Origin of the sequence: Variovorax sp. PAMC28562, from assembly GCF_014303735.1 — a bacterium.
GTDB lineage: Bacteria > Pseudomonadota > Gammaproteobacteria > Burkholderiales > Burkholderiaceae_C > Variovorax.
Genome location: NZ_CP060296.1, coordinates 4,363,335 through 4,390,297, shown reverse-complemented (window position 1 = coordinate 4,390,297; position 26,963 = coordinate 4,363,335). Strand labels below are relative to the sequence as shown.

The 26,963-nt window shown below is 62.1% G+C and carries 23 protein-coding genes and 1 pseudogene; 10 read left to right on the top strand and 14 right to left on the bottom strand.

Going from position 1 to position 26,963, the window contains the following annotated elements; translation table 11 throughout:
• Positions 1-37: 37 nt before the first annotated feature.
• From H7F36_RS20550 to H7F36_RS20530, 5 genes and pseudogenes are all read right to left on the bottom strand, one after another.
• Positions 38-898 carry an endonuclease/exonuclease/phosphatase family protein gene (locus H7F36_RS20550; RefSeq protein WP_187052512.1) on the bottom strand — a complete coding sequence of 287 codons (861 nt, stop codon included), beginning with the start codon at positions 896-898 and terminating at the stop codon, positions 38-40.
• Entirely contained in the window at positions 895-1,734 is an 840-nt protein-coding gene (locus H7F36_RS20545; protein ID WP_187052511.1) for a carbohydrate ABC transporter permease, read from the bottom strand. Before H7F36_RS20545 ends, H7F36_RS20550 begins: the two co-directional genes overlap by 4 nt.
• Positions 1,731-2,570, bottom strand: a pseudogene (locus H7F36_RS20540) (carbohydrate ABC transporter permease). The gene H7F36_RS20545 and the pseudogene H7F36_RS20540 overlap by 4 nt, the downstream one beginning before the upstream one ends.
• A gap of 26 nt (positions 2,571-2,596) precedes the next feature.
• Positions 2,597-3,901, bottom strand: coding sequence for an ABC transporter substrate-binding protein (locus H7F36_RS20535; RefSeq protein ID WP_187052510.1), 1,305 nt, complete (start codon positions 3,899-3,901; stop codon positions 2,597-2,599).
• Between the two features lie 37 nt (positions 3,902-3,938).
• Positions 3,939-4,976, bottom strand: coding sequence for an ABC transporter ATP-binding protein (locus H7F36_RS20530; RefSeq protein ID WP_187052509.1), 1,038 nt, complete (start codon positions 4,974-4,976; stop codon positions 3,939-3,941).
• 131 nt (positions 4,977-5,107) lie between these two features.
• Here H7F36_RS20530 and phbB point away from each other — a divergent pair, with 131 nt between their 5' ends.
• Entirely contained in the window at positions 5,108-5,845 is a 738-nt protein-coding gene (phbB, locus tag H7F36_RS20525; protein WP_187052508.1) for an acetoacetyl-CoA reductase, read from the top strand.
• A gap of 194 nt (positions 5,846-6,039) precedes the next feature.
• Entirely contained in the window at positions 6,040-7,389 is a 1,350-nt protein-coding gene (locus H7F36_RS20520; RefSeq protein WP_222620407.1) for a dicarboxylate/amino acid:cation symporter, read from the top strand.
• A gap of 42 nt (positions 7,390-7,431) precedes the next feature.
• On the opposite strand, the gene H7F36_RS20515 is transcribed toward H7F36_RS20520, so the two are convergent.
• Entirely contained in the window at positions 7,432-7,836 is a 405-nt protein-coding gene (locus H7F36_RS20515; RefSeq protein ID WP_187052507.1) for a hypothetical protein, read from the bottom strand.
• Positions 7,837-8,101: 265 nt separating this feature from the next.
• On the opposite strand from H7F36_RS20515, the gene H7F36_RS20510 reads away from it, so the two are divergent.
• Positions 8,102-8,320, top strand: a complete 219-nt coding sequence (locus H7F36_RS20510) for a hypothetical protein (RefSeq protein WP_187052506.1) — start codon at positions 8,102-8,104, stop codon at positions 8,318-8,320.
• A gap of 163 nt (positions 8,321-8,483) precedes the next feature.
• The gene (gene dusA, locus H7F36_RS20505; RefSeq protein ID WP_187052505.1) at positions 8,484-9,611 is read left to right on the top strand and encodes a tRNA dihydrouridine(20/20a) synthase DusA; all 1,128 of its coding nucleotides are present in this window, start codon (positions 8,484-8,486) and stop codon (positions 9,609-9,611) included.
• Here dusA and H7F36_RS20500 read toward each other — a convergent pair.
• The 5 genes from H7F36_RS20500 to H7F36_RS20480 form a co-directional block, all read right to left on the bottom strand.
• Entirely contained in the window at positions 9,608-10,375 is a 768-nt protein-coding gene (locus H7F36_RS20500; RefSeq protein ID WP_187052504.1) for an amino acid ABC transporter ATP-binding protein, read from the bottom strand. The two genes, dusA and H7F36_RS20500, sit on opposite strands and share 4 nt — an antisense overlap.
• Before the next feature lie 23 nt (positions 10,376-10,398).
• On the bottom strand, positions 10,399-11,067 hold the full coding sequence (locus H7F36_RS20495) for an amino acid ABC transporter permease (protein ID WP_187052503.1): 669 nt from the start codon (positions 11,065-11,067) through the stop codon (positions 10,399-10,401).
• Positions 11,068-11,109: 42 nt separating this feature from the next.
• Positions 11,110-11,952 (bottom strand): transporter substrate-binding domain-containing protein, encoded by an 843-nt coding sequence (locus H7F36_RS20490; protein WP_187052502.1) that lies wholly within the window; start codon positions 11,950-11,952, stop codon positions 11,110-11,112.
• Between the two features lie 73 nt (positions 11,953-12,025).
• Positions 12,026-12,784 carry an SDR family NAD(P)-dependent oxidoreductase gene (locus tag H7F36_RS20485; RefSeq protein ID WP_187052501.1) on the bottom strand — a complete coding sequence of 253 codons (759 nt, stop codon included), beginning with the start codon at positions 12,782-12,784 and terminating at the stop codon, positions 12,026-12,028.
• A gap of 136 nt (positions 12,785-12,920) precedes the next feature.
• Entirely contained in the window at positions 12,921-13,583 is a 663-nt protein-coding gene (locus H7F36_RS20480) for a GntR family transcriptional regulator (RefSeq protein WP_187052500.1), read from the bottom strand.
• 117 nt (positions 13,584-13,700) lie between these two features.
• Between H7F36_RS20480 and scpA the strand changes: the two genes are divergently transcribed.
• The 5 genes from scpA to H7F36_RS20455 are packed head-to-tail and all read left to right on the top strand — an operon-like array spanning position 13,701 to position 21,087.
• Positions 13,701-15,860: a methylmalonyl-CoA mutase gene (gene scpA, locus H7F36_RS20475; protein WP_187052499.1), complete on the top strand. Its 2,160-nt coding sequence runs from the start codon at positions 13,701-13,703 to the stop codon at positions 15,858-15,860.
• Between the two features lie 2 nt (positions 15,861-15,862).
• A complete protein-coding gene (meaB, locus tag H7F36_RS20470; protein WP_187052498.1) occupies positions 15,863-16,909 on the top strand; it encodes a methylmalonyl Co-A mutase-associated GTPase MeaB in 1,047 nt (348 codons plus the stop codon).
• Between the two features lie 46 nt (positions 16,910-16,955).
• Positions 16,956-18,500 (top strand): acyl-CoA carboxylase subunit beta, encoded by a 1,545-nt coding sequence (locus H7F36_RS20465; protein WP_187052497.1) that lies wholly within the window; start codon positions 16,956-16,958, stop codon positions 18,498-18,500.
• Between the two features lie 17 nt (positions 18,501-18,517).
• On the top strand, positions 18,518-20,566 hold the full coding sequence (gene accC / locus H7F36_RS20460) for an acetyl-CoA carboxylase biotin carboxylase subunit (RefSeq protein ID WP_187052496.1): 2,049 nt from the start codon (positions 18,518-18,520) through the stop codon (positions 20,564-20,566).
• Positions 20,566-21,087 (top strand): VOC family protein, encoded by a 522-nt coding sequence (locus tag H7F36_RS20455; protein ID WP_187052495.1) that lies wholly within the window; start codon positions 20,566-20,568, stop codon positions 21,085-21,087. The genes accC and H7F36_RS20455 overlap by 1 nt, the downstream gene beginning before the upstream one ends.
• A gap of 3 nt (positions 21,088-21,090) precedes the next feature.
• Here H7F36_RS20455 and rsxB read toward each other — a convergent pair whose 3' ends face one another.
• The 3 genes from rsxB to H7F36_RS20440 form a co-directional block, all read right to left on the bottom strand.
• The gene (gene rsxB / locus H7F36_RS20450; RefSeq protein WP_187052494.1) at positions 21,091-21,756 is read right to left on the bottom strand and encodes an electron transport complex subunit RsxB; all 666 of its coding nucleotides are present in this window, start codon (positions 21,754-21,756) and stop codon (positions 21,091-21,093) included.
• A 17-nt stretch (positions 21,757-21,773) separates the two neighbouring features.
• Positions 21,774-23,219, bottom strand: a complete 1,446-nt coding sequence (locus H7F36_RS20445) for a polyhydroxyalkanoate depolymerase (protein WP_187052493.1) — start codon at positions 23,217-23,219, stop codon at positions 21,774-21,776.
• A 110-nt stretch (positions 23,220-23,329) separates the two neighbouring features.
• Complete coding sequence (locus tag H7F36_RS20440) at positions 23,330-24,526, bottom strand: amino acid aminotransferase (protein WP_187052492.1); 1,197 nt, start codon at positions 24,524-24,526, stop codon at positions 23,330-23,332.
• Positions 24,527-24,632: 106 nt separating this feature from the next.
• Here H7F36_RS20440 and uvrB point away from each other — a divergent pair, with 106 nt between their 5' ends.
• Entirely contained in the window at positions 24,633-26,768 is a 2,136-nt protein-coding gene (gene uvrB, locus H7F36_RS20435) for an excinuclease ABC subunit UvrB (RefSeq protein ID WP_261802418.1), read from the top strand.
• Positions 26,769-26,963 lie beyond the last annotated feature (195 nt).

Genomic DNA, 26,963 nt, shown 5'->3' with positions numbered 1-26,963 from the left:
GCAAACGAACCGGCGCGTCGAAACTGCGCGCAGACCCTCAACCCAATTCGACGACGACCGGCTGGTGGTCCGACGCACGCGTGACGGAATCGACTTCGATGCGGCGCACACGCGACGCCAAGCCTTCGCTGATGAAGACGAAGTCGCAGGCAACCGGTTCGGGGCCATAGGTCCGGTCGAACAGCCGGAAGGTCGGCGCGTGCAACGCCGCGCCATGCACCAGCGGCCACGCATCGTGCAACGCATGCGCCGCGGCATCGCCGTCGAGCTGAAACGGCGTCTGGATCACCGGGTACTCCGGCTCACTTGCCGCCAGATTGAAATCACCGCAGAGGATCGCGTGCGGCGTGTGCGTCTTGCTTTGAAACGGCGAGCCGCTGTCATCTTTCAGCGGCGGCGCTGCGGCTTGCGCACAGGCATCGATGTGCAATTGCCGCAGCGCACGCGCCTGCGCCATGCGCTGCACCTTGGAGTAGTACTCGAGGTGCGTCGTCATCACGCGAACCGGCCCGATAGCGGCGTCACGCACGGTCACCACGCTGCACATGCGCGGCATGCTGTGCACACCGGCATCGGCGGGCCAGGGCAGCGCGTGGTGCTGCACCTGCAGGACCGGAAGACGCGTAGCGATCAGGTTGCCGAAGCGCTGGCGTTTGCCATCGGCAGTGAACTCGTCGACCGCGGCACCGAAGAAGATTCGAAAGCCTGGTAACAGGGCCTGCAGTTGAGCCGGCTGGTTGCCTGGCTGGCCCGGCAACGTGTCGAAGCCGTGCGCGATTTCCTGCAGGCACAGCACGTCGAAGTCGGCCATGGCGCGCGCGCCGTCGACGATGCGCGCCACGTCGACCACATCGTCGAGGCCGCGGCACCATTGCGTGTTCCACGTCACCAGTTTCATTTGATCCCCGCCCGCATGAAGCTCTGCACGAATTGCCGCTGGAACAACAGGAAGGCCACCAGCAGTGGCGCCGACGTCATCAGCGTCGCGGCCGTGATGATCGACCAGTCGACTCCCTGGTCCACCGACGAGAACACCTGCAGCCCGACCGTGAGCGGCCGTGCGTTGACGCTGTTGGTAACGATCAGCGGCCAGAGAAAATTGTTCCAGTGAAAGCTGACGGAGACCAGCGCGAAGGCGGTGTACACCGGCTTGGCGAGCGGCATATAGACGCGCCACAGCATCTGCATGGCACTGGCTCCTTCGACGCGCGCTGCATCGTCGAGCTCCTTCGGAATGCCCATGAAGGTCTGGCGCAACAGGAAGATGGCGAAGGCCGATGCGAAGTAGGGCAGGCCGATCGCGAGCAGCGTGTCGACCAGGCCGAGCCGCGCCATCGTCTTGTAGTTTTCGACCACCAGGATGTCGGGCATCACCATCAGTTGTACGAGCACCAGTGCGAAGGCGATGTTGCGGCCTCTGAACTCATAGCGCGCGAACGCGTAGGCGGCGAGCGTGCCGAGTACCAGCTGCGCGATCAGGATCATCGCGACCAGTAGCGTGGTGTTGAGGAAGTAGCGCGCGAACGGCGCGGCCGCCCAGGCGCGGCGAAAGTTATCGAGCGTGAGCGGCGCAGTGAGGCTGAAACGCGTTGAAAACTCGGGCGCGTGAAAGGCGGTCCACACCGCGTAGACGAGCGGCAAGATCCATAACAGAGCCAGCAGCCAGGCAGCGATGGTGTCGAGCCAGCCGGGCGCGTTGTAGGCCAGCTGTTGTGAGGGCGCACGCGCGGTCATTTGTAGTGCACCCGTTTGTCGAACACGAAGAACTGGAACAACGCGATGCTCACCAGCACGACCACCAGCACCACGGTGATCGCCGATGCATAGGCCGTGTCCCAATAGCTGAAGCCCACCTCGTACAGGTAATAGAGCAACAGCGTCGACGCGTTGTCGGGCCCGCCGCGCGTCAGCACGAACAGATGGTCGACCATGCGAAAGGCGTTGATGAAAGCGTTGACCAGCACGAACAACGTGGTCGGCATCAGGAGCGGCCACTGCACCCGCCTGAAGAAGTACCAGCGCGATGCGCCTTCGATGGCCGCAGCCTCGCGCAGGCTGGGGTTGAGCGTTTGCAACGCGGCCAATTAGAAGATCATGAAGAAGCCGGACTCCTTCCAGATCGCAACCACCGTCACCGCCCCGAGAGCCGTGCTCGGACTGCCGAGCCAGTTGTGCGAAGGCAGGCCGAGCGCACCGGTGATTTGCTCCAACAAGCCGTATTGCGGCGTGTAGAAAAAGAGCCAGATGTTGGCGACCGCGATCATCGGCAGCACGGTCGGCGTGAAGTACGCCATGCGCAGGAACGCGCGGCCGCGAATGCGCTCGTTGACCCATAACGCCATCAGCAACGCGAGGCCGATCGAGCTCGGAATCGTCGCGCCGGCAAACCACAGGTTGTTGCTCACCGCCTTCCAGAACACCGGATCGGCTGCCATCGCCCGGTAGTTTTCAGGGCCGACCCACACGGCCGCGCGGCCGCCTTTCGGCGTCGAGAAAAAGCTGTCGACGAGTGTCGATACGGCCGGCCAATGCGTGAAGGCCACCAGCAGCACGAGTGCCGGCAGCAGCATCAACCACGCATGGACCGATCGCCGATTCACTTGTAGGCGCGCAGGATGCGATCGGCTTCTGTCTGCGCGTCCTTCATGGCTTGCGCCGGCGTCTTGGTGCCGGTGAGCGCGGCCTGTAGGCCGTCGTTCAGCGCTTTGGTCACGCGCTGGTTGTCGTGCGTCGAAAACTCGGCCACCGACACCGGCAACTGGTCGCGCGCCACCAGCGCGACCGGGAAATCGGTGCCGTACTTCTTCAGTGCGGGCGTGTCGTAGGCCGCTTGAGAGGTGCCGGCGTAACCGGTCTCGATGCTCCACTGCGCGGCACGCTCCGGCTGCGTTACCCACTGAACGAACTTGAACGCAGCCTCTTGCTGCGCCGGGGTCGACTTCTTGAAGATGTAGAAGTTGCCGCCACCGGTGGGCGAGCCCTTGCGCTTGTTGCCGGGGATCATGCCGACGCCGAAATCGAACTTGGCGTTGGCCTTGATGTTGGTCAGATTGCCGGTGGTCGTGTAGATGATCGCGGCCTTCTTCTCGAAGAAGTCTTTCGGCGTGGTGCCCCACTCGACCACGCCCGGCGGATGGATGCCGGCCTTGCCCAGGTCGACCCAGTACTGCAGCGCCTCGACGATCTTCGGATCGTCGAACTTGACCTGCGTGCCGGCCTCGTTCGCCAGGATCGCGTCGTTGGGTGTCGTCAGTGTCTGGAACAGCCAATAGGGAAACCCGCTCGACGGAATCTGAACGCCGTACTGCGTGGTCTTGCCGCTGGCGTCTTTCTTCGTGAGCTTGGTGGCAGCTTCTTTCAGCTCGGCCCAATTGGTCGGACCTTTTTCCGGGTCAAGGCCTGCCTCTTTGAAGAGTTCCTTGTTCCAGTACATGACGACGGTCGAGCGCTGGAACGGAATGCCCCAGGTCTTGCCGCCGCTCTGGCTGTTGAGCATGAAGGCCTTGTAGAAACTGCCCATCCACGCCTTGTCTTCAGCCGTCTTGGCGAAAGTATCGAACGGCACGATGGCGTCTTCGTCGATCAGCGTGAACATGTCGGTCGACAGCAGCACCGACGTCACCGGCGGCGTGCCCGACTTGTGCGCGGTGAGCGCTTTCACGATGGTCTCCTGGTAGGTGCCGGCGTAGATCGGCGTCACCTTGATGCCGGGGTTGTCTTTCATGAAGCCCGCGGCAAAGCCGTCGATGGTCTTGGCGATCGGGCCGCCGACGGCGACCGGGTAATAGAACTGAACCTCGACCGGTGTTTGCGCGTGCAACGGCGTCGTCGCACCGGCCAGCACGGCGATGGCCGCGGCGAGGTGGATGGTGGTGGCGCGCAGAAAGGTATCTCGTCTCATGGGAGTGGTCCTCGAAAAAACTACGAAAGAAAGCAGGTCAGTGAATTCGTTGACCGGCGACGTCGAAGCCGTGGCTGTCGCGCGGCGACCAGTGCAGTCGCACGGTGTCTCCGGGCTGCATCCGGAAGCGGCCGTTGGCGCGCACCAGCAGCGTTTGAGTGCCGACCGTGCAGCGCAAGACCAGATCGGCACCCAGGTACTCGACGCTGGCGACGCGCGCCGGCACGCCCAGGCTCTCGGGGTTGTCGATGTGCGGCGCCAGCGAGATCGACTCTGGGCGCACGCCGAGCGTTGTTGCGGTGAGTCCGATGGCGACGTCGCTTCCCGCGATGCGGCCGGCCTCGATGGCCACGAGATTCATCGGCGGCGTGCCGATAAAGCGGGCCGCAAAGGTCGTGGCGGGTTGCGCGTAGAGCTCTCGCGGTGCGCCGGCCTGCTCGACGCGGCCCAGGTTCAGCAGCACCACTTGGTCGGCCATGCTCATCGCCTCGGTCTGGTCGTGCGTGACGTAGACAACGGTGAGTCCGAGCTTTTGCTGCAGGTCGCGCAGTTCGAGCCGCATTTCTTGGCGCAGCTGCGCATCGAGGTTGGAGAGAGGTTCGTCCATCAGGCAGACGCTCGCCTGCGCGACGAGCGCACGGCCGAGCGCGACGCGTTGTTGCTGACCGCCCGACAGTTGGCCGGGGCGGCGATCGAGCAAGGCCGTCAGGCCGAGCAGCGTCGCGGTTTCTTTCAGCCGCGTTGCCATTTCTGCAGCAGGCGTCTTGCGAACCGAGAGCCCGAAGGTGATGTTGTCGGCGACGGTCAGGTGTGGAAAGAGCGCGTAGTTTTGAAACACCATCGCGATGCCGCGCTGCGCCGGCGGCGCGTCGGTCACGTCGCGACCGTCGATGCGCACCTGGCCGGCAGTTGCCACTTCGAGCCCGGCGATGATGCGCAATGTCGTCGACTTGCCGCAGCCCGAGGGGCCGAGCAAGACGCAGAAGGTGCCTTTTTCGATCTGGAGGTTGATGGCGTGGAGGGCGGTGGTCTGGCCCCAGGATTTGGCAACGCCGGCAAGCTCAATCGATGACATCGAACGAGTATAGATACGGCTTGTGACAGCTGGTTGCACGCGCGTGTCAGTGTTTTCCTCAGAAGACGCAAGGGCAAATTTCGCTAAAGTCACCTTGCCAGTTCCGGCTGTACCGAATTCCAGGAAATAACATGAGCAAAAAAGTCGCATACGTCACCGGAGGCATGGGTGGCATCGGAACCGCCATCTGTCAGCGTCTTCACAAGGACGGCTTTACCGTCATCGCCGGCTGCGGCCCGACGCGCGATCACGCTAAGTGGCTGGCCGAACAAAAGGCCGAAGGCTATGAATTCTTCGCGTCGGTTGGCAACGTCGGCGACTGGGCTTCCACTGTCGACGCCTTTGCGAAGGCCAAGGCCGACCACGGCGCCATCGACGTGCTGGTGAACAACGCCGGCATCACGCGCGACCGGATGTTCATCAAGATGACGCCGGAAGACTGGAGCGCGGTGATCGAGACCAACCTCAACAGCATGTTCAACGTGACCAAGCAGGTGGTCGGCGACATGGTCGAAAAGGGCTGGGGCCGCATCGTCAACATCAGCTCGGTCAACGGCGCCAAGGGCCAGGCTGGTCAGACCAACTACTCGGCAGCCAAGGCCGGCATGCACGGCTTCACGATGGCGCTGGCGCAAGAAATGGCCAACAAGGGCGTGACGGTCAACACCGTGAGCCCGGGTTACATCGGCACCGACATGGTCAACGCCATTCGCCAGGAAGTGCTCGACAAGATCATTGCCACCATCCCGGTCAAGCGCCTCGGAAAACCGAGCGAAATTGCCTCGATCATTTCATGGCTGGCCACGGACGAAGGCGGCTATTCGACCGGCGCCGACTTCTCGGTGAATGGCGGACTTCACATGCATTGACGCGTTGCTCGCAACGCGCCTCGACGAAAACCCGCTCCGGCGGGTTTTTTCATGGCTCGCCGCACGGCGGACCGAAGCGGACGCCGTCGAGTGATCGCGCTAAAGTCGCCCCCGGCGCAAAAGCTGCGAAAGCCGCATCGGCAGCCATGTTCTGAATTCATAAGTCCAACAGCAAGAAATACGAAGGAGACGCCATGTCTACCGCACCATCCGCCGCCGCGCCCGCGGTGAAGCCACCGTTCTACAGGTCGCTCTACTTTCAGGTGATCACCGCCATCGTCATCGGCGTGATCCTCGGGCACTTCTACCCGCAGACCGGCGAGGCCATGAAACCGCTGGGCGACGGCTTCATCAAGCTGATCAAGATGATCATCGCGCCGATCATCTTCTGCACCGTGGTGGTCGGCATCGCCGGCATGGAAGACATGAAGAAGGTCGGTAAAACCGGTGGCCTGGCGCTGCTGTACTTCGAAGTGGTCAGCACCATCGCGCTGATCGTCGGACTGGTCATCATCAATCTGGTGCATCCGGGCACGGGGATGAACATCGACGTTGCATCGCTCGATACCAAGGGCATCGCGGCCTTCACCGGGCCGGGCAAGATGACTTCGACCACCGACTTTTTGCTCAACGTGATCCCGACTCAGTTCGTCGATGCCTTTGCAAAGGGAGAAATCCTGCAGGTGTTGCTGATCGCAGTTTTGTTCGGCTTCGCACTGCACAAGTTCGGTGGCCGGGGCACCCTGGTGTTCGACCTGATCGAGAAGTTCTCGCATGTGCTGTTCGTCATCGTGGGCTACATCATGAAGGTCGCACCCATTGGCGCTTTTGGCGCAATGGCGTTCACCATCGGCAAGTACGGTGTCGGCTCGCTGGTGCAGTTGGGTCAGCTCATGGCAACCTTCTATTTGACCTGTCTGATCTTCGTCTTCGTGGTGCTGGGCAGCATTGCGAAATACCACGGCTTTTCGATCTGGAAGTTCGTCAAGTACATCCGCGAAGAACTGCTGATCGTGCTGGGCACCTCATCGAGCGAAGCGGCATTGCCACGCATGATGGAGAAGATGGAAAACCTCGGTGCCAAGAAGTCGGTGGTCGGGCTGGTGATTCCCACCGGCTATTCCTTCAACCTTGATGGCACCTCGATTTATCTGACGATGGCGGCAGTGTTTTTGGCGCAAGCCACCAACACGCCGATGACGATCATGCAGCAGATCACGCTGTTGCTGGTGCTGCTGCTGACCTCCAAGGGCGCGGCTGGCGTGACTGGCAGCGGCTTCATCGTGCTGGCTGCCACACTGTCGGCGGTGGGTCATGTGCCGGTCGCTGCACTGGCATTGATCCTCGGCATCGACCGCTTCATGTCCGAAGCGCGCGCGCTGACCAATCTGGTGGGCAATGGCGTGGCGACGATCGTGGTGGCCAAGTGGACCAATGAGCTCGACATGGATCGGCTGCAGGCCGGGCTCAACGGCGAGACCTGGGTCGAGGCGAACGAGCCTGAAGAGATCGTCAACGCCAAGACCAGTCACATGGCGAGTTGAACGCCTTGCGAGGCTCAGCGCAGTTAGCTCCGAGGGCGTCGCTCAAAGGTCTTCAATGACCAGCGCGCGATAGCGCTGAGCCATCGAATACGGCACTTCGCGCACCACTTTCATCATTCGATCGGCGGTGTCTTCGTCGTGGGTCTTGACCAACAGGCCTGCGTGGCCCTTTCGGGCCAGTTCGGTCAGGGCGCGCACGGTTGCGCCTTCTGTGCCAGCTGACGGCAAGGGGTCGTCGGCGCCGCTCACGGTCGGTGTGATCTGCGACAAGACGATGGCGGGCGGCACCAGCATCACGTCTTGGGCGTCGAAGCCAGCGTCCATCAGTTGCTGGCCGACACGAGCCGCATCTTTCGCATCCGGAAACATCACCATCGAATAACCGGTCGGATAAAACGCGCCGCCAAATGTCGCCAGCATGCTCGGCTCGATATGAAATTGGTTCATCGTTATCTCCGGATTTGTAGGCCCTGGAAGGGCGATGCAACAGCTTAGAAGGCGGCTAGGACGTCAGGTGTAGGGAAAAAACCGGAAGCTGTCGTAACGTGGCCATTTCAGCCAGTTCGCATACAAATACTTGGCAAATTCACGCCAAAAATCTTACGATTTGTCACATTTATATGGAACCGTGAAATTGTGCTTAGGCGCTGTCGTGCCCGTTGAATAGGATCAATCGGTCCCATTCGTAACATTACCGGCCCTGCCTAAACCCATGTCAACACTGCGAAATATCGCACTGACCGTTCACGAACTCGAAGAAGGCGAGTTCTATTGGGTATTGATGGAAGGAACGGATTACGCGATGGAAGACGCGTTGCCCTACCTTCCGCTTGAATCTGCGACAGATCCCCAATCCACCTATGCCAACGCGTTGGTCGCGGGCGTCGCTGCAATTCGAAGAATGTTCGGCAAGGAAGGTCCGCGTGCCTGATATTGCGCGGCATCCGGTAAATACGAGCATGCGAAAGTTTCAAGCGGCCATCGTCCAGGGCCACTAAGTAACGTTGCAATTGCCGGGTCTTACGGGCAGCTTGGCAACCCCTGAGTGACAATCCGTGGCTTTGCCGGCGCTGCCGGCGCAACGTCCAAGTCCCATGCCCGCTTCTTCCTCCAATCCGATTCTTCGCCCTGCGCCGGACCGCGTCAGCGTTGCGCCGATGATGGATTGGTCGGACACGCATTGCCGCTACTTTCATCGGCTGCTCACCCGCCAGGCGCTCCTTTACACCGAGATGGTCACGACCGGCGCGCTGGTGCATGGCGACGTGCCGCGACACCTGCGCTTCAATGCAGAAGAACATCCGGTGGCGCTGCAATTGGGCGGAAGCGACCCGGCTGACCTGGCCCACTGCGCGCGACTGGGAGAAGAGTGGGGCTACGACGAAATCAACCTGAACTGCGGTTGCCCCAGCGAGCGCGTGCAGCGCGGAGCGTTCGGTGCCTGTCTCATGGCCGAGCCGCAACTGGTCGCCGATTGCGTGAAGGCGATGGTCGACGTGGTCGATGTGCCGGTCACGGTCAAGCACCGCATCGGCATCGACAAGTCGGAGAGCTACGAGTTCGTGCGTGACTTCGTCGGCACGGTGAGCGAAGCAGGCTGTGAGACCTTCATCGTGCATGCGCGCAATGCGTGGCTCAAGGGCTTGAGCCCGAAGCAAAACCGTGAAGTGCCGCCGCTGCGCTACGCGCTGGTTCATCGGCTGAAGCACGATTTTCCGGCGCTTCGTTTTTCGATCAATGGCGGCATCCACGACAGCGCCGAAGTGCACACGCAGTTGCGCCTGCTCGACGGCGTGATGATCGGCCGCGAGGCGTATCACAACCCCTGGTGGCTGGCTGGATGGGACGCGGAGTTTTTCGGTGTTGCGTCGAACGGGTCGGACATGCCGCACGGGCTCGGCGTCGAACTCACTCGCGAAGATGTGGAGCGGCAGATGTGCGACTACATGGTTCGCGAAGCGGCCGCGCACGGCACGCCGTGGTCGAACATCGCGCGGCACATGCTCGGCTTGCGCAACGGCTTGCCTGGTGCGCGGCATTGGCGCCAGGTGTGGAGTGACCATAAGCTGAAGGGCAAGACGCCGCACGAGGTCATGGCGCTGGCGCATTCGCAGGCTGATGCGGACGCGCGCAGTGCAGCGGCTGTATCGATTGCGAAGCCTGCGTCCGGACCCGCGCTCGACGCGTCTGCAGCCAAGCCGGCCGCCGCGCTTTCGGCCTAGGCGCTGACCGGCCTGCCTTCGTGAAAGCGCGCCAGGAAGGCGCGCGTAGCGACTTCCGTCGGCGCATCGATGACCTGCCGCGCCGGTCCGCATTCGACGATGACGCCGTCGCGCATGAAAGCCACCTGGTCAGCCACTTCGCGCGCGAACGACATCTCATGTGTGACCAGCAACATCGTCATGCCTTCTTCGGCCAGTGCCTGAATCACGCGCAACACCTCGCCGACCAGCTCCGGGTCGAGGGCCGACGTGACCTCGTCGAACAGCATTACCTGCGGCTCCATCGCCAGCGCACGCGCAATCGCAACGCGCTGCTTCTGGCCGCCTGAGAGTTGATCGGGCCAGGCGTCGGCCTTGTCCAGCAGCCCCACCTTGGCGAGCAGCCCGCGTGCCTTCTCGGCGGCTTGCGCCTTCGGCTGCTTCATGACGGTGACCGGCCCTTCCATGACGTTGCCAAGCACCGTCATGTGAGGGAAGAGGTTGAAGTGCTGGAACACCATTCCGGTTCGTGCGCGGAAGCCGGAGAGCACCGCGTCTTTCGGCAGCCGGGTCGCGGCGCCGGTGAAGGTCAGCGATTGCTCGCCCACTCGAACGGTGCCTTCGTCGGGAACCGTCAGCAGGTTGAGGCAGCGCAATAAGGTCGACTTGCCCGAGCCCGAAGGCCCGATCAGCGCAATGACTTCACCCTTTGCGACCGAGAGCGACACGTCGCGCAACACGCGGTTGTCGCCGAAGCGTTTGCCGAGGCGCGTGACCTCGATCATGGGCGCAGATGTTGGCAACGTTGTCATGCGTGCGCCGCGCCGGAGAGGCGGGTTTCAGCACGCTTGACCAGAATCGTCGCCGGCAGCAGCACGAGGAAGTAGGCGAGTGCGACCACGGTGTAGGTCTCCAGCGGCCGATAGGTTTCGTGAGCGATGCTTTGGCCCTGGTAAAGCAGATCAGGCAGCGCCAACACCGACAGCAGCGACGTGTTCTTGAGTTGCAGGATCGACTGATTCAACAGTGGCGGCACCATGCGCCTGAACGCTTGCGGCAGCACCACCCGGCGCATCATCTGAAAGCGCCGCATGCCGAGCGCGCGCGCTGCTTCTGTTTGCCCCGGATCAATGGAGATGATGCCGCCGCGGATGATCTCGGAGTAGAACGAGCTGCCGTACAAAGAGAGCGCCAATATGGCCGCCAGCGCCGCCGAAATCTGGATGCCTGTGAGCACCGGCAGTGCGTAATAGAACCACACCAGTTGCACCAGCACCGGTGTGCAGCGGAACACTTCGACATAAGCCCGCAGCGGCGCGCGCAGCCAAACGGGTTGCGACAACCGACCCATCGCGACCGCCAGCCCGATCGCCAGCCCGATCACAGTGCAGATGACCGTGTAGGCGACGGTGTAGCCGAGACCCATGAGAAGGAGCTTGCGAAAGCCCCACAGAAATTCGAAGTCCCAGTGGTACACGGCGGCTCTCGTTCGCTCTTCTTGTCGGGTGCTGAATTCGGATCAGAAGCTGATCGTCGATGGAACCTGGTCCGGCTTCACGCCTGACAGGGTCTGCATGTTGGCCAGCACCACTTCCTTCACCTTGCCGCTGGAACGCGTCTGCGCGATCCACTTGTTGACGTACTCGACCCACTGACGGTCGCTTTCCTTGCGGAAGCCCAGGTTGGTTGTCGTGGCCTGCGTCGGCGTCGGCAGCACGATGTGCCCGACGGTCGGGTTCTTGCTGACCACAGTGAGTGCCAGCACCACGGCGAGGACCTGGCAATCGGCGCGGCCGGTCTGCAGCGCGAGCGTGGCGTCGGCGGCTTTTTCGAGGCGGATGATCTGCGCGTTGGGGCAGGTCTTGGTGACGACCTGGTCGTGCGACGAGCCGATATCGACGGCGATCTTGACGTCGGGCTTGTTGAGCTCTTCCCACGTCTTCGGGTCGAACCCCTTGCGTGCCACGAGAACGAAAGCGTTGTTGAACAACGGGTCGGAAAAGTCGACGACCAACGCGCGCGCCGGCGTCGGGTTCAGACCGAAGAACACGTCGATCTTGTTCGACTGGAGATCGAGCACCGAGTTGCCCCAGCTGGTTTCGTTGATGTCGAGTTTGGCGTTGAGGCTCCCGGCGAGGCTCTTGCCGAAGTCGATCATGAAGCCTTGCCACTCGCCCGATGCCAGGTCCTTGTGATAGTAGGGCGCCGCGCCGGCCACTGCGCCCATGCGCAGTACCTTGGTGCGGTTGATGCGGGCCCATGCGCTTTCGGTCGCATCGGTCTGCGCGAAGGCGGCGTGCGGGAGGGCGGTCGCGGCGCTGGCTGCGGCGACGCTGGCGATGAACTGACGACGGTTTGTCATGATTTTTTTTCGTAGATGATGAGAGAAGAAACGAAGGAAGAGACGCTTTGAAATGGAACGGCGGTGCGGCGAGTCACAGGGTCATGCCGCCATCGACGTGAAGGATCTGGCCGGTGATAAAGGCCGCCTCACGGCTCAGCAAAAAGGCGATGGGTGCTGCGATGTCATCGGGCGTGGCAAGCCGGCCGGCGGGCACGCGCAACAGCGCTTGCTTCCATTGCTCTTCGGTCAACGCACCGGCGTTGGCGCGGTCTTTGCGGACGTAGCCGGGCGCTACCGCGTTGACCGTGACACCGCGGGCAGCGTTCTCGGCCGCCGCTGCTTTCACCAGTGCCTCGACGCCGGCTTTGGCTGCGGCGGTGGCTGGAAAAGTCGATGCGCCGAGCGTGAAGCGGTGCGCCACGAAGGAGCTGACGGCCACGAAGCGGCCTTGCCCAGAAAGTGCGAGCAGCGGCAGGCTTTTGCGCAGAAGGTGCGCGACGGAAACGACCATGGTCCGAAGCGATCGTTCGAGGATGTCGTCGTCGAGTTCGGCGAGGGTGGTCTTGTCGGCGAAGCCGGCATTGGCGACCACGCCGCGCAGTCCGCCAGCCTCGCCAGGCGCTCCACCAAGCGCCATCGCAGCATCGAGAAGCGCATCGACGGTCGATGGCAGCGCCATGTCGCCGACCACCACCGTGGTGCGCACCGCACTGCATTCCGCTGCCACGGCGTCGGCCGCTTCATGCCGGCTGCCGGTATGGATCACGAGGTCGATGCCCTGTGCCGCCAGGCGTCGACACGTCGCTGCTCCGATGCCCGAGCCCGCGCCGGTCACGACCACACTGCTCATTCGAACTGCCTTGTTTTCGGTCACCGAATGGCGCCGTTGCTTTATGGATGCAAGTATTGTGCAAGCAAAAGTAGGGTGTCACCGCGTCGTGCATGAGGCCGACGACGAGCTGCGGGTAGGGCGAAGCTTCGGGGCCTCAGGGAACGTGGGCACCCGTTGCAGCCTTCAATCCACTCTCAAAATGCTCCTGCATTCGCTGCATGGCGGCCGGCCCGTCGCGCGCCGTGATCGCCTTCATCAGCGCGTCGTGCTCCCTGAGCGATTCGCGCGCGCGCGGCTCTTTGAAAAGCGAGCTGTGGCCTTTGAGCTTCATGATCTTGCGCAGGTCGGCCACCATCTGCACCCGCCAGCGGTTGTTGGCAATTTCCAGCAGGCGCGTATGAAAGGCGATGTTCAGCGCCAGAAAGGCCGCGTAGTTGGGGTGCGGCAAGCTCAGCGCTGCCTGAAGCTGCGCGTGCAGTGCTTCGAGTTCGTCCAGCTGCGACTTTGTGGCAGTGACCGCGACGGTCGCTGCGGCGTCGCTTTCCAGCAGCGAGAGCAGGTGATAAACGTCGACCAGATCGCGCTCGGACACCTCGGTCACGTAGGCGCCGCGTCGAACCTTCATCGTGATCAGGCCCTCGGCGGCCAGCACCTTCAACGCTTCGCGCAGTGGCGTGCGGCTGATGCCGTACTCCTCCGCCAGCTTCAGTTCGTCGATCCAGGCGCCCGGTTTCAGCTCCTGATTGAAGATGCGTTGGCGCAGCAGCTCGGCCACCTCTTCGTAGAGGGCGCGCGGAGTGAGCGTGACAGCGGACATGCGCGAACTGTACTGCAATGACGCTATCTGAATTAATAATTATGGATCGGGTAGACTCGTCTTGAACTGCCCGGACTCAGCGGAGACACTGGGAACAACTTTGCAAAAGCGGCGCCCATGAGCACACCCGAACCGACCTTCCCACCCGTCAGCCTCGAGGCATGGACCAAAGCGGCTGCCAAGTCGGCGCCGGATGGCGACGTCAATGCGCTGAACTGGCTGACACCGGACGGCATCAGCGTCAAGCCGCTCTACACCGCCGCCGACCTCAAGGGCTTGAAGCACACCGACACGATGCCGGGGTTCGAGCCCTACCTGCGTGGGCCGCAAGCCACGATGTACGCGGTGCGGCCCTGGACCATCCGGCAGTACGCCGGCTTCTCGACTGCAGAAGAGTCCAACGCCTTCTATCGCAAGGCACTGGCCGCCGGCGGGCAGGGCGTGAGCGTCGCGTTCGATCTGCCGACACACCGCGGCTACGACAGCGACCACCCGCGGGTGACGGGCGATGTCGGCAAGGCGGGCGTAGCAATCGACTCGGTCGAAGACATGAAGATCCTGTTCGACCAGATTCCGCTCGACAAGGTGTCGGTATCTATGACCATGAACGGCGCCGTGTTGCCGGTGCTTGCCGGCTACATCGTGGCCGGCGAAGAGCAGGGCGTGCCGCAAGACCAGTTGAGCGGGACCATTCAGAACGACATTCTGAAAGAGTTCATGGTGCGCAACACCTACATCTTTCCGCCGGCGCCGAGCATGCGGATCATCGGCGACATCATCGAGTACACGGCGCACAAGATGCCGAAGTTCAACTCGATCAGCATCAGCGGCTATCACATGCAGGAGGCCGGTGCCAATCAGGCGCTGGAACTGGCCTTCACGCTGGCCGACGGCAAGGAATACGTGAAGACGGCGCTCGCTAAAGGCCTCGATGTCGACGTGTTCGCAGGGCGCCTGAGCTTCTTCTGGGCCATCGGCATGAACTTCTATCTGGAAGTCGCCAAGATGCGCGCCGCGCGCTTGCTGTGGTGCCGCATCATGAAAGACTTCGAGCCCAAGAACGCCAAGAGCCTGATGCTGCGCACGCACTGCCAGACCAGCGGCTGGTCGCTCACCGAACAAGACCCGTACAACAACGTGGTGCGCACCACCATCGAAGCCATGGCCGCGGTGTTTGGCGGCACGCAAAGCCTGCACACCAACGCGCTCGATGAAGCGATTGCACTGCCGACCGAGTTCAGCTCGCGCATCGCACGCAACACGCAACTCATCATCCAGGAAGAGACCCACATCACCAGCGTGGTCGACCCGTGGGCCGGCAGCTACATGATGGAAAAGCTGACCCAGGACATGGCCGACAAGGCCTGGGAAATCATCGAAGAAGTCGAGGCCATGGGCGGCATGATCAAGGCCGTCGACAGCGGTTGGGCCAAGCTCAAGATCGAAGCCGCCGCCGCTGACAAGCAGGCCCGCATCGACTCCGGTCGTGACGTGATCGTCGGCGTCAACAAGTACAAGCTGCAGACCGAGGACGCGATCGACAGTTTGTCGATCGACAACGTGAAAGTGCGCGACGGCCAGATCGCCAAGCTGAAGACCATTCGCGCTTCGCGTGACTCGGCAGCCGTGCAGGTAGCACTCGATGCGCTGACGGCCGCTGCCGAAAGCGGCGAGGGCAACATGTTGGCGCTGAGCATCGATGCGGTGCGCCTGCGCGCCACGGTCGGGGAGATCAGCGACGCGCTGGAAAAAGTCTATGGTCGGCATCGCGCCGACACGCAGAAGGTCACTGGCGTCTACGCCGCGGCCTACGACTCGGCCGAAGGCTGGGAAGCGTTGCAAAACGAGATCGCGCTGTTTGCGGAGCAACAGGGCCGCCGTCCTCGCGTGATGATTTCCAAGCTCGGGCAAGACGGCCACGACCGCGGCGCCAAGGTTGTCGCCACGGCCTTCGCCGACCTAGGCTTCGACGTCGACATGGGTCCGTTGTTCCAGACGCCTGAGGAGTGCGCGCGCCAGGCCATCGAGAACGACGTCCATGCAGTCGGCGTCTCGACCCTTGCCGCTGGCCACAAGACGCTGGTGCCGGCGATCATCGCGGAGCTGAAGAAGCAGGGCGCCGACGACATCATCGTGTTCGTCGGCGGCGTGATTCCGCGCGGCGATTACGAGATGCTTTACGAGGCCGGCGTGAAAGGCATCTACGGCCCGGGGACGCCGATCCCGGCGAGTGCGAAGGATGTGCTGGAGCAGATTCGCGCTTCGATTGCGGCCTGACCATGCCGGGGGAGCGCACCACGGTCACGTCCGATTCCTTGTTGAGTGCAGCAGGCCCCGCACAGCGGCGCGCCATTGCCAAGGCCATCACGCTGCTGGAGTCGACCCGAGCCGACCATCGAGCGCAAGCGGACGAGTTGCTCACCGCCTTGCTGCCGCACACGGGCCAGTCGTTTCGGCTCGGCATCTCGGGCGTTCCGGGCGTCGGCAAGTCGACCTTCATTGAAACGCTCGGCCTCTTGTTGATCGACAAGGGCCATCGGGTCGCAGTGCTCACCATCGACCCATCGTCTTCCGTGTCAGGTGGCTCGATCCTCGGCGACAAGACACGCATGGAACGACTCTCGGTGCATGAGCGCGCCTACATTCGGCCGAGCCCGTCGTCGGGCACGCTGGGTGGCGTGGCAGAGAAGACGCGTGAAGCGATGCTGGTGTGCGAGGCTGCGGGTTATGACATCGTCATTGTCGAAACCGTCGGCGTCGGCCAGAGCGAGACCGCGGTGGCGGGCATGACCGACATGTTCGTGCTGATGCAACTGCCGAACGCCGGTGACGATTTGCAGGCGATCAAGAAGGGTGTGATGGAACTGGCCGACCTGGTCGTCATCAACAAGGCCGACCTCGACAAGGATGCCGCCACGCGCGCGCAGGCGCAGATAACTTCTGCGCTGCGCCTGTTCGGCCATCAGGGCAATCCCGATCATGTGCATGCGATGCACGATGCGTACAACGGCGCCGAGGTGCGCTTCTGGTTGCCGCGCGTGATGCAGTTGAGTGCGCTCGCCGGTACCGGCGTCGACGCGTTCTGGGACTCGGTCACACAGTTCAAGGCACTGCAGGCTGGCAATGGCAAGCTGGCGAAGCGGCGTGAAAAGCAGTCGCTGTCCTGGATGTGGGAGCGCATCGACGCTGGCCTGAAGCACGCTTTTCGACATCATCCGCAGGTGCGCGAGATGTTGCCGCAACTGACGCGGCAAGTGGTCGAAGGCACGCTGCCTGCGTCGGCCGCAGCGCGCACTTTGCTCGCCACAGCGGCTGGCCAGAGCTAGCCCGGAATACAAGAATCAATCGAACTTCAGCTTTGGAGAAACCACCATGCAAGAACTGATCGACCAACTCGAAGAGCGCCGCGCCAAGGCCCGACTCGGCGGTGGACAAAAGCGCATCGACGCGCAGCACAAGAAGGGCAAGCTCACCGCGCGCGAGCGCATCGAGCTGCTGCTGGACGACAACACCTTCGAAGAGTGGGACATGTTCGTCGAGCATCGGTCGGTCGACTTCGGCATGGCGGAGCAGAAGATTCCAGGTGACGGTGTGGTCACTGGTTACGGAATGATCAACGGCCGGCTGGTCTTCGTCTTCAGCCAGGACTTCACCGTTTTCGGCGGTGCGTTGAGTGAAGCGCATGCCGAGAAAATCTGCAAGGTAATGGACCAGGCGATGAAGGTTGGCGCACCGGTCATCGGCTTGAACGATTCCGGCGGCGCGCGCATCCAGGAAGGCGTGGCCTCGCTCGGCGGTTATGCCGACGTGTTCCAGCGCAACGTGATGGCGTCGGGCGTGGTGCCGCAGATCAGCATGATCATGGGCCCGTGCGCCGGCGGCGCTGTGTACTCGCCCGCCATGACCGATTTCATCTTCATGGTGAAGGACTCGAGCTACATGTTCGTCACTGGCCCCGAGGTCGTGAAGACAGTGACACATGAGAACGTGACGGCCGAAGAACTCGGTGGCGCCATCACGCACACCACGCGCAGTGGCGTGGCCGACAGGGCATTCGAAAACGACGTCGAAGCGCTGATGATGCTGCGCCGGCTCTACAACTACCTGCCGCTCAACAACCGCGAGAAATCGCCGGTGCGCCTTGGCAACAACGGCAAGGGCGATCCGGCCGACCGACCCGATTTTTCGCTCGATACGCTGGTGCCCGACAACGCCAACAAGCCGTACGACATGAAGGAGTTGATCCTCAAGGTGGTCGACGACGGCGACTTCTTCGAGTTGCAGCCCGAGTACGCGAAAAACATCGTCATCGGCTTCGCCCGCATGGAGGGGCAGACCGTCGGCATCGTGGCCAACCAGCCATTGGTGCTGGCGGGTTGTCTCGACATTAAAAGCAGCATCAAGGCAGCGCGCTTCGTGCGCTTTTGCGATTGCTTCAACATTCCGGTCGTCACCTTTGTCGACGTACCCGGCTTCATGCCCGGCACGGGGCAGGAGTACGGCGGGATCATCAAGCACGGCGCGAAGCTGCTCTATGCGTACGCCGAGTGCACAGTGCCGAAGATCACGGTGATCACGCGCAAAGCCTACGGCGGCGCTTACGACGTGATGGCGTCGAAGCATCTGCGCGGCGACGTCAATCTCGCATGGCCACGTGCCGAGATCGCGGTGATGGGCGCCAAGGGCGCGGTTGAAATCATCTTTCGCGAAGACAAGAACGACCCTGAAAAGCTCGCTGCGCGCGAGGCCGAATACAAAGCGCGCTTTGCCAACCCGTATGTGGCGAGCGCACGTGGCTACATCGACGACGTGATCCTGCCTCACGAGACACGCAAGCGCATCTGCCGCTCGCTCGTGATGCTTCGGGCCAAGAAGCTCGAAAACCCGTGGCGCAAGCACGGGAACATTCCGCTCTGAGCTCCCGGAAGAAGAACATGTTTAAAAAAATCCTGATCGCCAACCGCGGCGAAATCGCCTGTCGCGTCATCAAGACCGCGAAGAAGATGGGCATCCTGACCGTCGCGGTTTATTCCGATGCCGACAAGGAAGCGCGCCATGTCGAACTGGCCGACGAGGCGGTGCACATCGGTGGCGCAGCCAGCCGCGACAGTTATCTGCAGGTCGACCGCATCATCGCGGCGTGCAAGCAGACTGGTGCCGAAGCCGTGCATCCGGGCTACGGCTTCCTGTCGGAGAACGAGGCCTTCGCGCGCAAGGTCGAAGAAGAAGGCATCGTCTTCATTGGCCCCAAGCACTATTCGATCGCGGCGATGGGCGACAAGATCGCCTCCAAGAAGTTGGCGAACGAGGCCAAGGTCAACACCATTCCGGGCTGGAACGAAGCCATCGAGTCGGCCGAGCGCGCGGTGCAGATCGCCAAGGAGATCGGCTACCCAGTGATGATCAAGGCGTCGGCCGGCGGCGGCGGCAAAGGCTTGCGCGTGGCACACGACGACAAGGAAGCGTTCGAAGGCTTCACCGCTTGCCGCAACGAGGCGCGCAACAGCTTTGGCGACGACCGGGTCTTCATCGAGAAGTTCGTGGTCGAACCGCGCCACATCGAAATCCAGGTGCTGGGCGATTCGCAGGGCAACGTGATCTACCTGAATGAGCGTGAATGCTCGATCCAGCGGCGCCACCAGAAAGTGATCGAAGAGGCGCCGTCACCTTTCATCACGGACGCCACGCGCAAGGCGATGGGTGAGCAGGCGGTGTTGCTGGCCAAGGCCGTTAATTACCAGAGTGCCGGCACGGTCGAGTTCGTGGTCGGCAAGGATCAGAGCTTCTATTTTTTGGAGATGAATACGCGACTGCAGGTCGAGCATCCGGTGACGGAGTGCATCACCGGGCTCGACCTGGTCGAACTCATGATTCGCGTCGCGGCGGGTGAGCCGCTGCCGCTGAAGCAGGCCGACGTGAAGCGTGAGGGTTGGGCCATCGAATGCCGCATCAATGCCGAAGATCCGTTTCGCAGCTTCCTGCCGTCGACCGGCCGGCTGGTGAAGTTCCAGCCGCCGGAAGAGACGATGTTCTCTGCCGATACCGAGCATCGGTACGGCGTGCGCGTCGATACGGGCGTGTACGACGGCGGCGAGATCCCGATGTTCTACGACTCGATGATCGCCAAGCTCATCGTGCACGGCAAGGATCGCCAGCATGCAATTGCGAAGATGCGCAAGGCACTCAATGGCTTCGTGATCCGCGGCATCAGCAGCAACATCCCGTTCCAGGCGGCGCTGTTGGCGCATCCACAGTTCGTCGCGGGTGACTTCAACACCGGCTTTATCGCCGAGCATTACGCGCATGGCTTTCATGCGGAGGACGTGCCTCACAGCGATCCGGCTTTCTTGATCGCGCTGGCCGCCTATGTGCACCGGCGATATCGTGCGCGGGCCTCGGGCATCAGCGGCCAACTCGAAGGCCACAGCGTGAAGGTCGGCGAGCAGTTTGTCGTGGTCGAGCTTGGGCCGGAAGGAAAGCACCTTCATCACCCCGTGTCCGTCACCGACTTTCAGGGCAAGAACGGTGCGAGCGCCGTCGCTGTCGGCGACAGCAATTTCAAGATCGATAGCAATGGCGCGCTGGGCAGTATTCGCGTCGAAGGCACGGTCAACGACAAGCCTTTCGTCGCGCAGGTCGAGCGCGGCGCGGGCAAGAATCCGCTGGCGCTGCGCGTGTCGCACGATGGCACGCAGATCGAAGCGATGGTGCTGTCGCCGCTCGGTGCGCGCCTGCTCGAACTGATGCCGTACAAGGCTCCGCCCGACCTGAGCAAGTTCCTGATGTCGCCGATGCCGGGTCTGCTGGTCGAGGTGTCGGTGCAGCCCGGCCAGCAGGTGCAGGCGGGCGAGAAGTTGGCTGTGATCGAGGCGATGAAGATGGAGAACGTGCTCTTCGCCTCGCAAGATGGCGTCGTCGGCAAGATCTCCGCGGGCAAGGGTGAGTCGCTCGCTGTCGATCAGATCATCCTGGAGTTCGTGTGATGCTGACCGGCGCAACCAATGATTCAAAGCCGCGTCCTTTCAAGGTGCTGGGCATTCAGCAGATCGCTATCGGCGCGGTCGATAAGACGCGGCTGCAAAAGCTCTGGGTCGACATGCTGGGCCTGGAAGTGACGGGCACCTTTCGCAGCGAGCGCGAGAACGTGGACGAAGACATCTGCGCGATCGGCAGCGGGCCGTTCAAGGTCGAGGTCGACTTGATGCAGCCGCTGGACATCGACAAGAAGCCGGCGGTGCACACCACGCCGCTGAATCACATCGGCTTGTGGATCGATGACTTGCCGGTCGCGGTCGAGTGGCTCACAGCGCAGGGCGTGCGCTTTGCGCCCGGTGGTATTCGCAAGGGCGCCGCGGGCTTCGACATCTGCTTCATGCATCCGAAGGCCAACGACGAGTTTCCCATCGCGGGCGAGGGCGTGCTGATCGAGATGGTGCAGGCCCCGCCGGGCGTGGTGAAAGCCTTCGAGGCGCTGGCTGCGGGCACGCCGCAAATCAACGCTTGAACATCAAGGTTTGCGCGCAGCTGCCGCAGCCCGCGCGCGTGCCATAGCGGCCTCCACCACCGAGCGTTTGCGGGCATCGGCATCGGCATCGGCATCGACCTTGGCGTTGGGTGCATTTGCCGAGGCGTCCTGAGCCAGTTTCGCTGCGGCTTCTTCTCGCGCCGGGCGGCGTACCTTGTGGGATTCGTAGCGTTGCCGTGAATGGTCTGCCTGTGCCGACGACCATGCATCCCATCCGCTCAAGCCCGGCGTTTCTACTTCGAGCGAGATGCAGTCGACCGGACACACCGGAATGCAGAGTTCGCAACCCGTACAGTGCGCTTCGATCACCGTGTGCATCCGCTTGTGGATGCCCAGGATGGCGTCGGTTGGGCACGCATCGAGGCAGAGCGTGCAGCCGATGCACCAGGTTTCGTCAATGACCGCCATTAGCCGCGGCGCCTCGATTCCGAACTGAGGGTCGAGCGCGATTGCCGGTCGGCCTGTAAGCGAGGAAAGGCGGCCTATGCCCTCGGCACCGCCGGGTGGACATTGGTTGATGGCCGCGTCGTCAGCAGCGATGGCCTCGGCATAGCCATTGCAGTCCGGATAGCCGCAACGCGTGCACTGCGTCTGCGGAAGGGCGTCGTTGATGCGCGCGGCCAGTGTCCCGGACGGCGCTTCGGTCATGACTTGTGCGCGGTCGCTCAGCGCGCGCGCGTGCTGGCGCGCACTTTGGGTTTCGACGCGCCTGCTGCCATCGCCTTCGGTTGCCGAACAGTCGCGGCCGGCTTATCGGCTGGCTTGACCGCTGGCTTCGCGATCGCCTTGGTCACAGGCTTCACCGTGTCTTCTGCATTTACTGAAGGCTTGGCGAGTGCGCGGTGCTGCGCCTCGTCATGGGCCGCAATGAACTTCAGCACCTTCGGATAAACCATGTCGCGCCAGCGGCGGCCGCTGAAGATGCCGTAATGGCCTGCGCCCTTGGCCTCGTAGTGCTCCCGCTGATTCGCAGCAATACCGGTGCAAAGGTCGTGCGCAGCCTGCGTCTGACCCGAGCCGGAGATGTCGTCCAACTCACCCTCGACGGTCAGCAAGGCGGTCGTGCGAATGTCTTGCGGACGCACGCGTTCAAGCTCGCCATCAGCGTTCTTCACGTCCCAGTTGCCGTTCACCAGGCTGAAGTCCTGGAAGACGGTTTTGATGGTGTCGAGGTAGTAGTCCGCATCCATGTCGAGCACGGCGTTGTACTCGTCGTAGAACTTGCGATGCGCTTCGGCGCTGGCGTCGTCGCCCTTCATCAAATCTTTGAAGTAGTCGTAGTGGCTGGTCGCGTGACGGTCAGGATTCATCGCCACGAATCCGGTGTGCTGCAGGAAGCCTGGGTACACGCGTCGACCCTCGCCGGGGAAGCCCTTTGGGACTGGATAGATGACGTTGTTCTCGAACCAGTCGAAGCCTTTGGTGGTGGCGAGGTTGTTTACGGCCGTCGGCGATTTGCGCGCATCTATCGGGCCGCCCATCATGGTCATCGTGAGCGGCAGCGTCTCGCCCTTGCTCGCCATAAGCGCCACTGCGGCCAACACCGGCACCGTCGGCTGGCAAACACTCATTACGTGGCAGTTGCCGTACTCGGCTTGAAGCAGCCGGATGAAGTCCTGCACGTAGTGGATGTAGTCATCGAGATGGAATTCGCCTTCGGACAGCGGCACCAGGCGGGCGTTTTTCCAGTCGGTGATGTAGACCTTGTGGCCTTGCAGCATGGTGCGAACGGTGTCCCGCAGTAGCGTGGCGTAGTGACCCGAAAGCGGCGCAACGATGAGCACGACAGGCTGGCTCTTCAAAACCTTCAGCGTGTCCGGGTCATCGGTGAACCGCTTGAAGCGACGCAACTCGCAAAATGGCTTGTCGAGCGCAATGGCTTCATGGATGACGACGTCATCCCCATTGACCTTGACGCTTTCGATGCTGAACTTTGGCTTTTCGTAGTCCTTGCCAAGCCGATACATCAGCTCGTAACCAGCGGCCATGCGTTGCGCCATGGGCAGCTGGCCCCAAACGGCCCCCTGACCATATAGTTTCGATGCGGCTTGGGCGAAGTCCGAAAAGGGCTCCATCAAAGAGCGTTGGGCTTCGTAGATTTGGTAGAGCATTGCTTTTTTGTACCGGTATGTTGCAGTGCAATATATCAGCGGGCTCCCCGTGTTTGTAGGGGCCTAACCCCTACAAACACGACCGCGATCGTGCAGAAATTCAACTCGGGTCAGATGACTTTGGCGATCGAAGCGCAGACGTAGTCGATGTTCTTGCTGTTCAGCGCCGCGACGCACATTCGGCCGGTATCGGTGCCGTAGATGCCGAACTCTGAGCGCAACCTCACCATCTGGTCTTTGTTGAGGCCGGAGTAGCTGAACATGCCGATCTGCTTGGTGATGAAGCTCATGTCATCCTTCACGCCAGCTGCCTTCAGTCCGTCGACCAGCTTCTGCCGCATCGCCTTGATGCGAACGCGCATTTCCGCCAGTTCGCCTTCCCACATCGCACGCAGTGCGGGGTCGCCGAGCACCGCTGCCACCACCGCGCCACCGTGAATCGGCGGATTGCTGTAGTTGGTACGGACCATGACCTTCAGCTGCGACAGCACCCGAGAGGTTTCTTCCTTGTCCTTGCACAGCACCGACAGCGCACCGACACGCTCGCCGTAGAGGCTGAAGCTCTTCGAAAACGAAGTCGACACGAAGAAGGTCAAGCCGGCTTCGACGAACTTGCCGATGGCCGCGCCATCTTCTTGGATGCCATGGGCAAAGCCCTGGTAGGCCATGTCGAGGAAGGCGGTCAGGTTCTTAGCCTTGACCACGTCGACCACCTGATCCCACTGGGCAGCGGTGATGTCGTAGCCAGTCGGGTTGTGGCAGCAGGCGTGCAGCACGACGATGGTGCCGGCAGGTGACGCATCGAGCGCTGCCAGCATGGCTTCGAAATCGACGCCGCGCGTAGCGGCGTCGTAGTACGGGTAGCTTTCGACCACGAAGCCGGCCTGCGTGAACAGGGCGCGATGGTTTTCCCAGCTCGGGTCGCTGATCAGCACCTTGGCATTCGGGCTCAGCTTCTTCAGGAAGTCGGCACCGACCTTCAGGCCTCCAGTGCCGCCCAAGCCTTGCACGGTCGCGACGCGGCCCGACTTCAGCGGCTCGCTGTCGGCGCCGAAGACCAGGCTCTTCACCGCGTTGTCGTACGCGACGATGCCGTCGATCGGCAAGTAGCCGCGTGCAGTCGGCGACTTCATCATGTTCTGTTCGGCGGTCTGGACGCATTTCAGCAGCGGGAGCTTGCCGTTGTCGTCGTAATAAACGCCCACACCCAGATTCACCTTGGCGGGATTGGTGTCGGCGGCGTATTGCTCGTTAAGGCCGAGGATCGGGTCGCGCGGCGCCATTTCGACCGCGGTAAACATAGACATGGAGAAAGTCCTTTGATTGAAAGCTTCGCGTGCAACCGGGCAAGCGCTTAAGCTTTCCGGTTGCCTTGAATTTTACCGGCGCCACCGCCAATTGACGGACACAGCCATGCCAGCGACCACCGAAGCCATCACCGACGCAGTGACCGACGCACACAAGCTTGCAGCGATCGGGCCCGTAAAGTCGGGCACGTTCGTCACTTTTCCGGGCTCGCCCTTCGAGCTTTACCAGCCCTATCCTCCTGCGGGCGATCAGCCTAAAGCGATCGATGGACTGGTCGAAGGCGTGAACGATGGCGAGGTGTTCCAGACCCTGCTGGGTGTGACTGGTTCCGGCAAAACCTTCACCATGGCCAACGTGATCGCGAGGCTCGGCCGCCCGGCCATCGTCTTCGCACCGAACAAGACGCTGGCGGCGCAGCTCTACAGCGAGTTTCGCGAATTTTTTCCGCATAACGCCGTCGAGTACTTCGTCAGCTACTACGACTATTACCAGCCCGAGGCCTACGTGCCTCAGCGCGACCTCTTCATCGAAAAAGACAGCTCCATCAACGAGCACATCGAGCAGATGCGGCTGTCGGCGACCAAGAGCGTGCTGGAGCGACGCGACACGGTCATCGTGGCGACGGTGAGCGCCATCTACGGCATCGGCACGCCCGAGGACTACACGCAGATGCGCTTCATCATGCGCATCGGCGACAAAATCGGCCAGCGCGATGTGATCGGCCGGCTGATCCGCATGCAGTACACGCGCAACGAACAGGATTTTTCGCGTGGGTCGTTCCGGGTGCGTGGCGACACCATCGATATTTTTCCGGCGGAGCACAGCGAGCTGGCCATCCGCATCGAGCTCTTCGACGAGGAGATCGAAACACTGCAACTGTTCGACCCGCTCACCGGCCGAATCCGCCAGAAAATCCCACGCTTCACGGTGTATCCATCGAGCCACTACGTGACGCCACGCGACAAGGTGATGTCTGCGGTCGAGGGCATCAAGCACGAGTTGATCGGCCGGGTGAAGGAGTTCGTGAGCCAGGGCAAGTTGGTCGAAGCCCAACGGATAGAGCAGCGCACCCGCTTCGACCTGGAAATGCTCGCCGAGATCGGCCATTGCAAAGGCATCGAGAACTATTCGCGGCACCTTTCGGGGGCTGCGCCGGGGCAACCGCCTTCGACGTTGACCGACTACCTGCCCAAAGACGCGCTGATGTTCCTCGACGAGAGTCATCAGATGATCGGCCAGCTCAACGGCATGTACGCCGGCGACCGTGCGCGCAAGACGACACTGGTCGAGTACGGTTTTCGCCTGCCTTCCGCGATGGACAACCGACCTCTCAAGTTCGAGGAGTTCGAGGCGCGCATGCGGCAGGCGATCTTCGTGTCTGCCACGCCGGCGCAGTACGAGAAGGACCATTCAGGCAACACGGTCGAGCAGCTGGTACGGCCGACCGGGCTGATCGATCCCGAGGTCGAGGTGCGGCCGGCCACGCATCAGGTCGACGATGTGCTGGGCGAGATCCGTCTGCGCGTCGACAAGAACGAACGTGTGCTGATCACGACGCTGACCAAACGCATGGCCGAGCAGCTCACCGACTACCTGAGCGACAACGGCGTGAAGGTGCGTTATTTGCACAGCGATATCGACACTGTCGAACGCGTCGAAATCCTGCGCGACCTGCGTTTGGGCAGCTTCGACGTGCTGGTCGGAATCAACCTCTTGCGCGAGGGGCTGGACATTCCGGAGGTATCGCTGGTTGCCATCCTGGACGCTGACAAGGAGGGCTTCTTGCGTGCGGAGCGCTCGCTGATTCAGACGATCGGGCGTGCCGCGCGCAATGTGAACGGCAAAGCCATCCTGTATGCCGACCGGATGACCGATTCGATGAAAAAGGCGATCGACGAAACCGATCGACGTCGTACCAAGCAGATCGCCCATAACCTGGCCGAAGGCATCACGCCGCGCAGCATCGTGAAAGAAGTGCGCGACTTGATCGATGGCGTCTACAGCGAGAAAACCGGCAAGGAAATGGCCAAACTCGATCTGGAGCGCGCCAAGGTCGAGGACATGAGCGAGAAAGATGTTGCTCGCGAGATCAAGCGCCTCGAAAAGCTGATGCTCGAGCACGCGCGCAATCTGGAGTTCGAAAAAGCGGCACGGGTCCGGGATCAGTTGGCTCAGTTGCGTGAACAGGCTTTCGGCGGCGGTCGCACCGACAACGTTGCCGAGGCAGTGCCCCGTAAATGAGTGATTGGCCTACAGCCCCCGAGGGGGTTGGCGGGAGTTACCCGAGCAAAACTGAAGGCTTATCGCTATACTTGACCGAATTAGTCAACAACACAAGAACTTCGCGATGAAGGACCGACTCATACCGGCTGGAGCACCAGCTGAAGAGGTCGGTCAGGGCGGAGACGAAGCTACCCGAAGCCCTCTGGCAGCGGT

Excerpts from the sequence above, each read along its gene's own strand:
- H7F36_RS20550 (WP_187052512.1), bottom strand. The coding sequence starts at position 898 with ATGAAACTGGTGACGTGGAACACGCAATGGTGCCGCGGCCTCGACGAT.
- H7F36_RS20545 (WP_187052511.1), bottom strand. The coding sequence starts at position 1,734 with ATGACCGCGCGTGCGCCCTCACAACAGCTGGCCTACAACGCGCCCGGC.
- H7F36_RS20535 (WP_187052510.1), bottom strand. The coding sequence starts at position 3,901 with ATGAGACGAGATACCTTTCTGCGCGCCACCACCATCCACCTCGCCGCG.
- H7F36_RS20530 (WP_187052509.1), bottom strand. The coding sequence starts at position 4,976 with ATGTCATCGATTGAGCTTGCCGGCGTTGCCAAATCCTGGGGCCAGACC.
- phbB (WP_187052508.1), top strand. The coding sequence starts at position 5,108 with ATGAGCAAAAAAGTCGCATACGTCACCGGAGGCATGGGTGGCATCGGA.
- H7F36_RS20520 (WP_222620407.1), top strand. The coding sequence starts at position 6,040 with ATGTCTACCGCACCATCCGCCGCCGCGCCCGCGGTGAAGCCACCGTTC.
- H7F36_RS20515 (WP_187052507.1), bottom strand. The coding sequence starts at position 7,836 with ATGAACCAATTTCATATCGAGCCGAGCATGCTGGCGACATTTGGCGGC.
- H7F36_RS20510 (WP_187052506.1), top strand. The coding sequence starts at position 8,102 with ATGTCAACACTGCGAAATATCGCACTGACCGTTCACGAACTCGAAGAA.
- dusA (WP_187052505.1), top strand. The coding sequence starts at position 8,484 with ATGCCCGCTTCTTCCTCCAATCCGATTCTTCGCCCTGCGCCGGACCGC.
- H7F36_RS20500 (WP_187052504.1), bottom strand. The coding sequence starts at position 10,375 with ATGATCGAGGTCACGCGCCTCGGCAAACGCTTCGGCGACAACCGCGTG.
- H7F36_RS20490 (WP_187052502.1), bottom strand. The coding sequence starts at position 11,952 with ATGACAAACCGTCGTCAGTTCATCGCCAGCGTCGCCGCAGCCAGCGCC.
- H7F36_RS20485 (WP_187052501.1), bottom strand. The coding sequence starts at position 12,784 with ATGAGCAGTGTGGTCGTGACCGGCGCGGGCTCGGGCATCGGAGCAGCG.
- H7F36_RS20480 (WP_187052500.1), bottom strand. The coding sequence starts at position 13,583 with ATGTCCGCTGTCACGCTCACTCCGCGCGCCCTCTACGAAGAGGTGGCC.
- scpA (WP_187052499.1), top strand. The coding sequence starts at position 13,701 with ATGAGCACACCCGAACCGACCTTCCCACCCGTCAGCCTCGAGGCATGG.
- meaB (WP_187052498.1), top strand. The coding sequence starts at position 15,863 with ATGCCGGGGGAGCGCACCACGGTCACGTCCGATTCCTTGTTGAGTGCA.
- H7F36_RS20465 (WP_187052497.1), top strand. The coding sequence starts at position 16,956 with ATGCAAGAACTGATCGACCAACTCGAAGAGCGCCGCGCCAAGGCCCGA.
- accC (WP_187052496.1), top strand. The coding sequence starts at position 18,518 with ATGTTTAAAAAAATCCTGATCGCCAACCGCGGCGAAATCGCCTGTCGC.
- H7F36_RS20455 (WP_187052495.1), top strand. The coding sequence starts at position 20,566 with ATGCTGACCGGCGCAACCAATGATTCAAAGCCGCGTCCTTTCAAGGTG.
- rsxB (WP_187052494.1), bottom strand. The coding sequence starts at position 21,756 with ATGACCGAAGCGCCGTCCGGGACACTGGCCGCGCGCATCAACGACGCC.
- H7F36_RS20445 (WP_187052493.1), bottom strand. The coding sequence starts at position 23,219 with ATGCTCTACCAAATCTACGAAGCCCAACGCTCTTTGATGGAGCCCTTT.
- H7F36_RS20440 (WP_187052492.1), bottom strand. The coding sequence starts at position 24,526 with ATGTCTATGTTTACCGCGGTCGAAATGGCGCCGCGCGACCCGATCCTC.
- uvrB (WP_261802418.1), top strand. The coding sequence starts at position 24,633 with ATGCCAGCGACCACCGAAGCCATCACCGACGCAGTGACCGACGCACAC.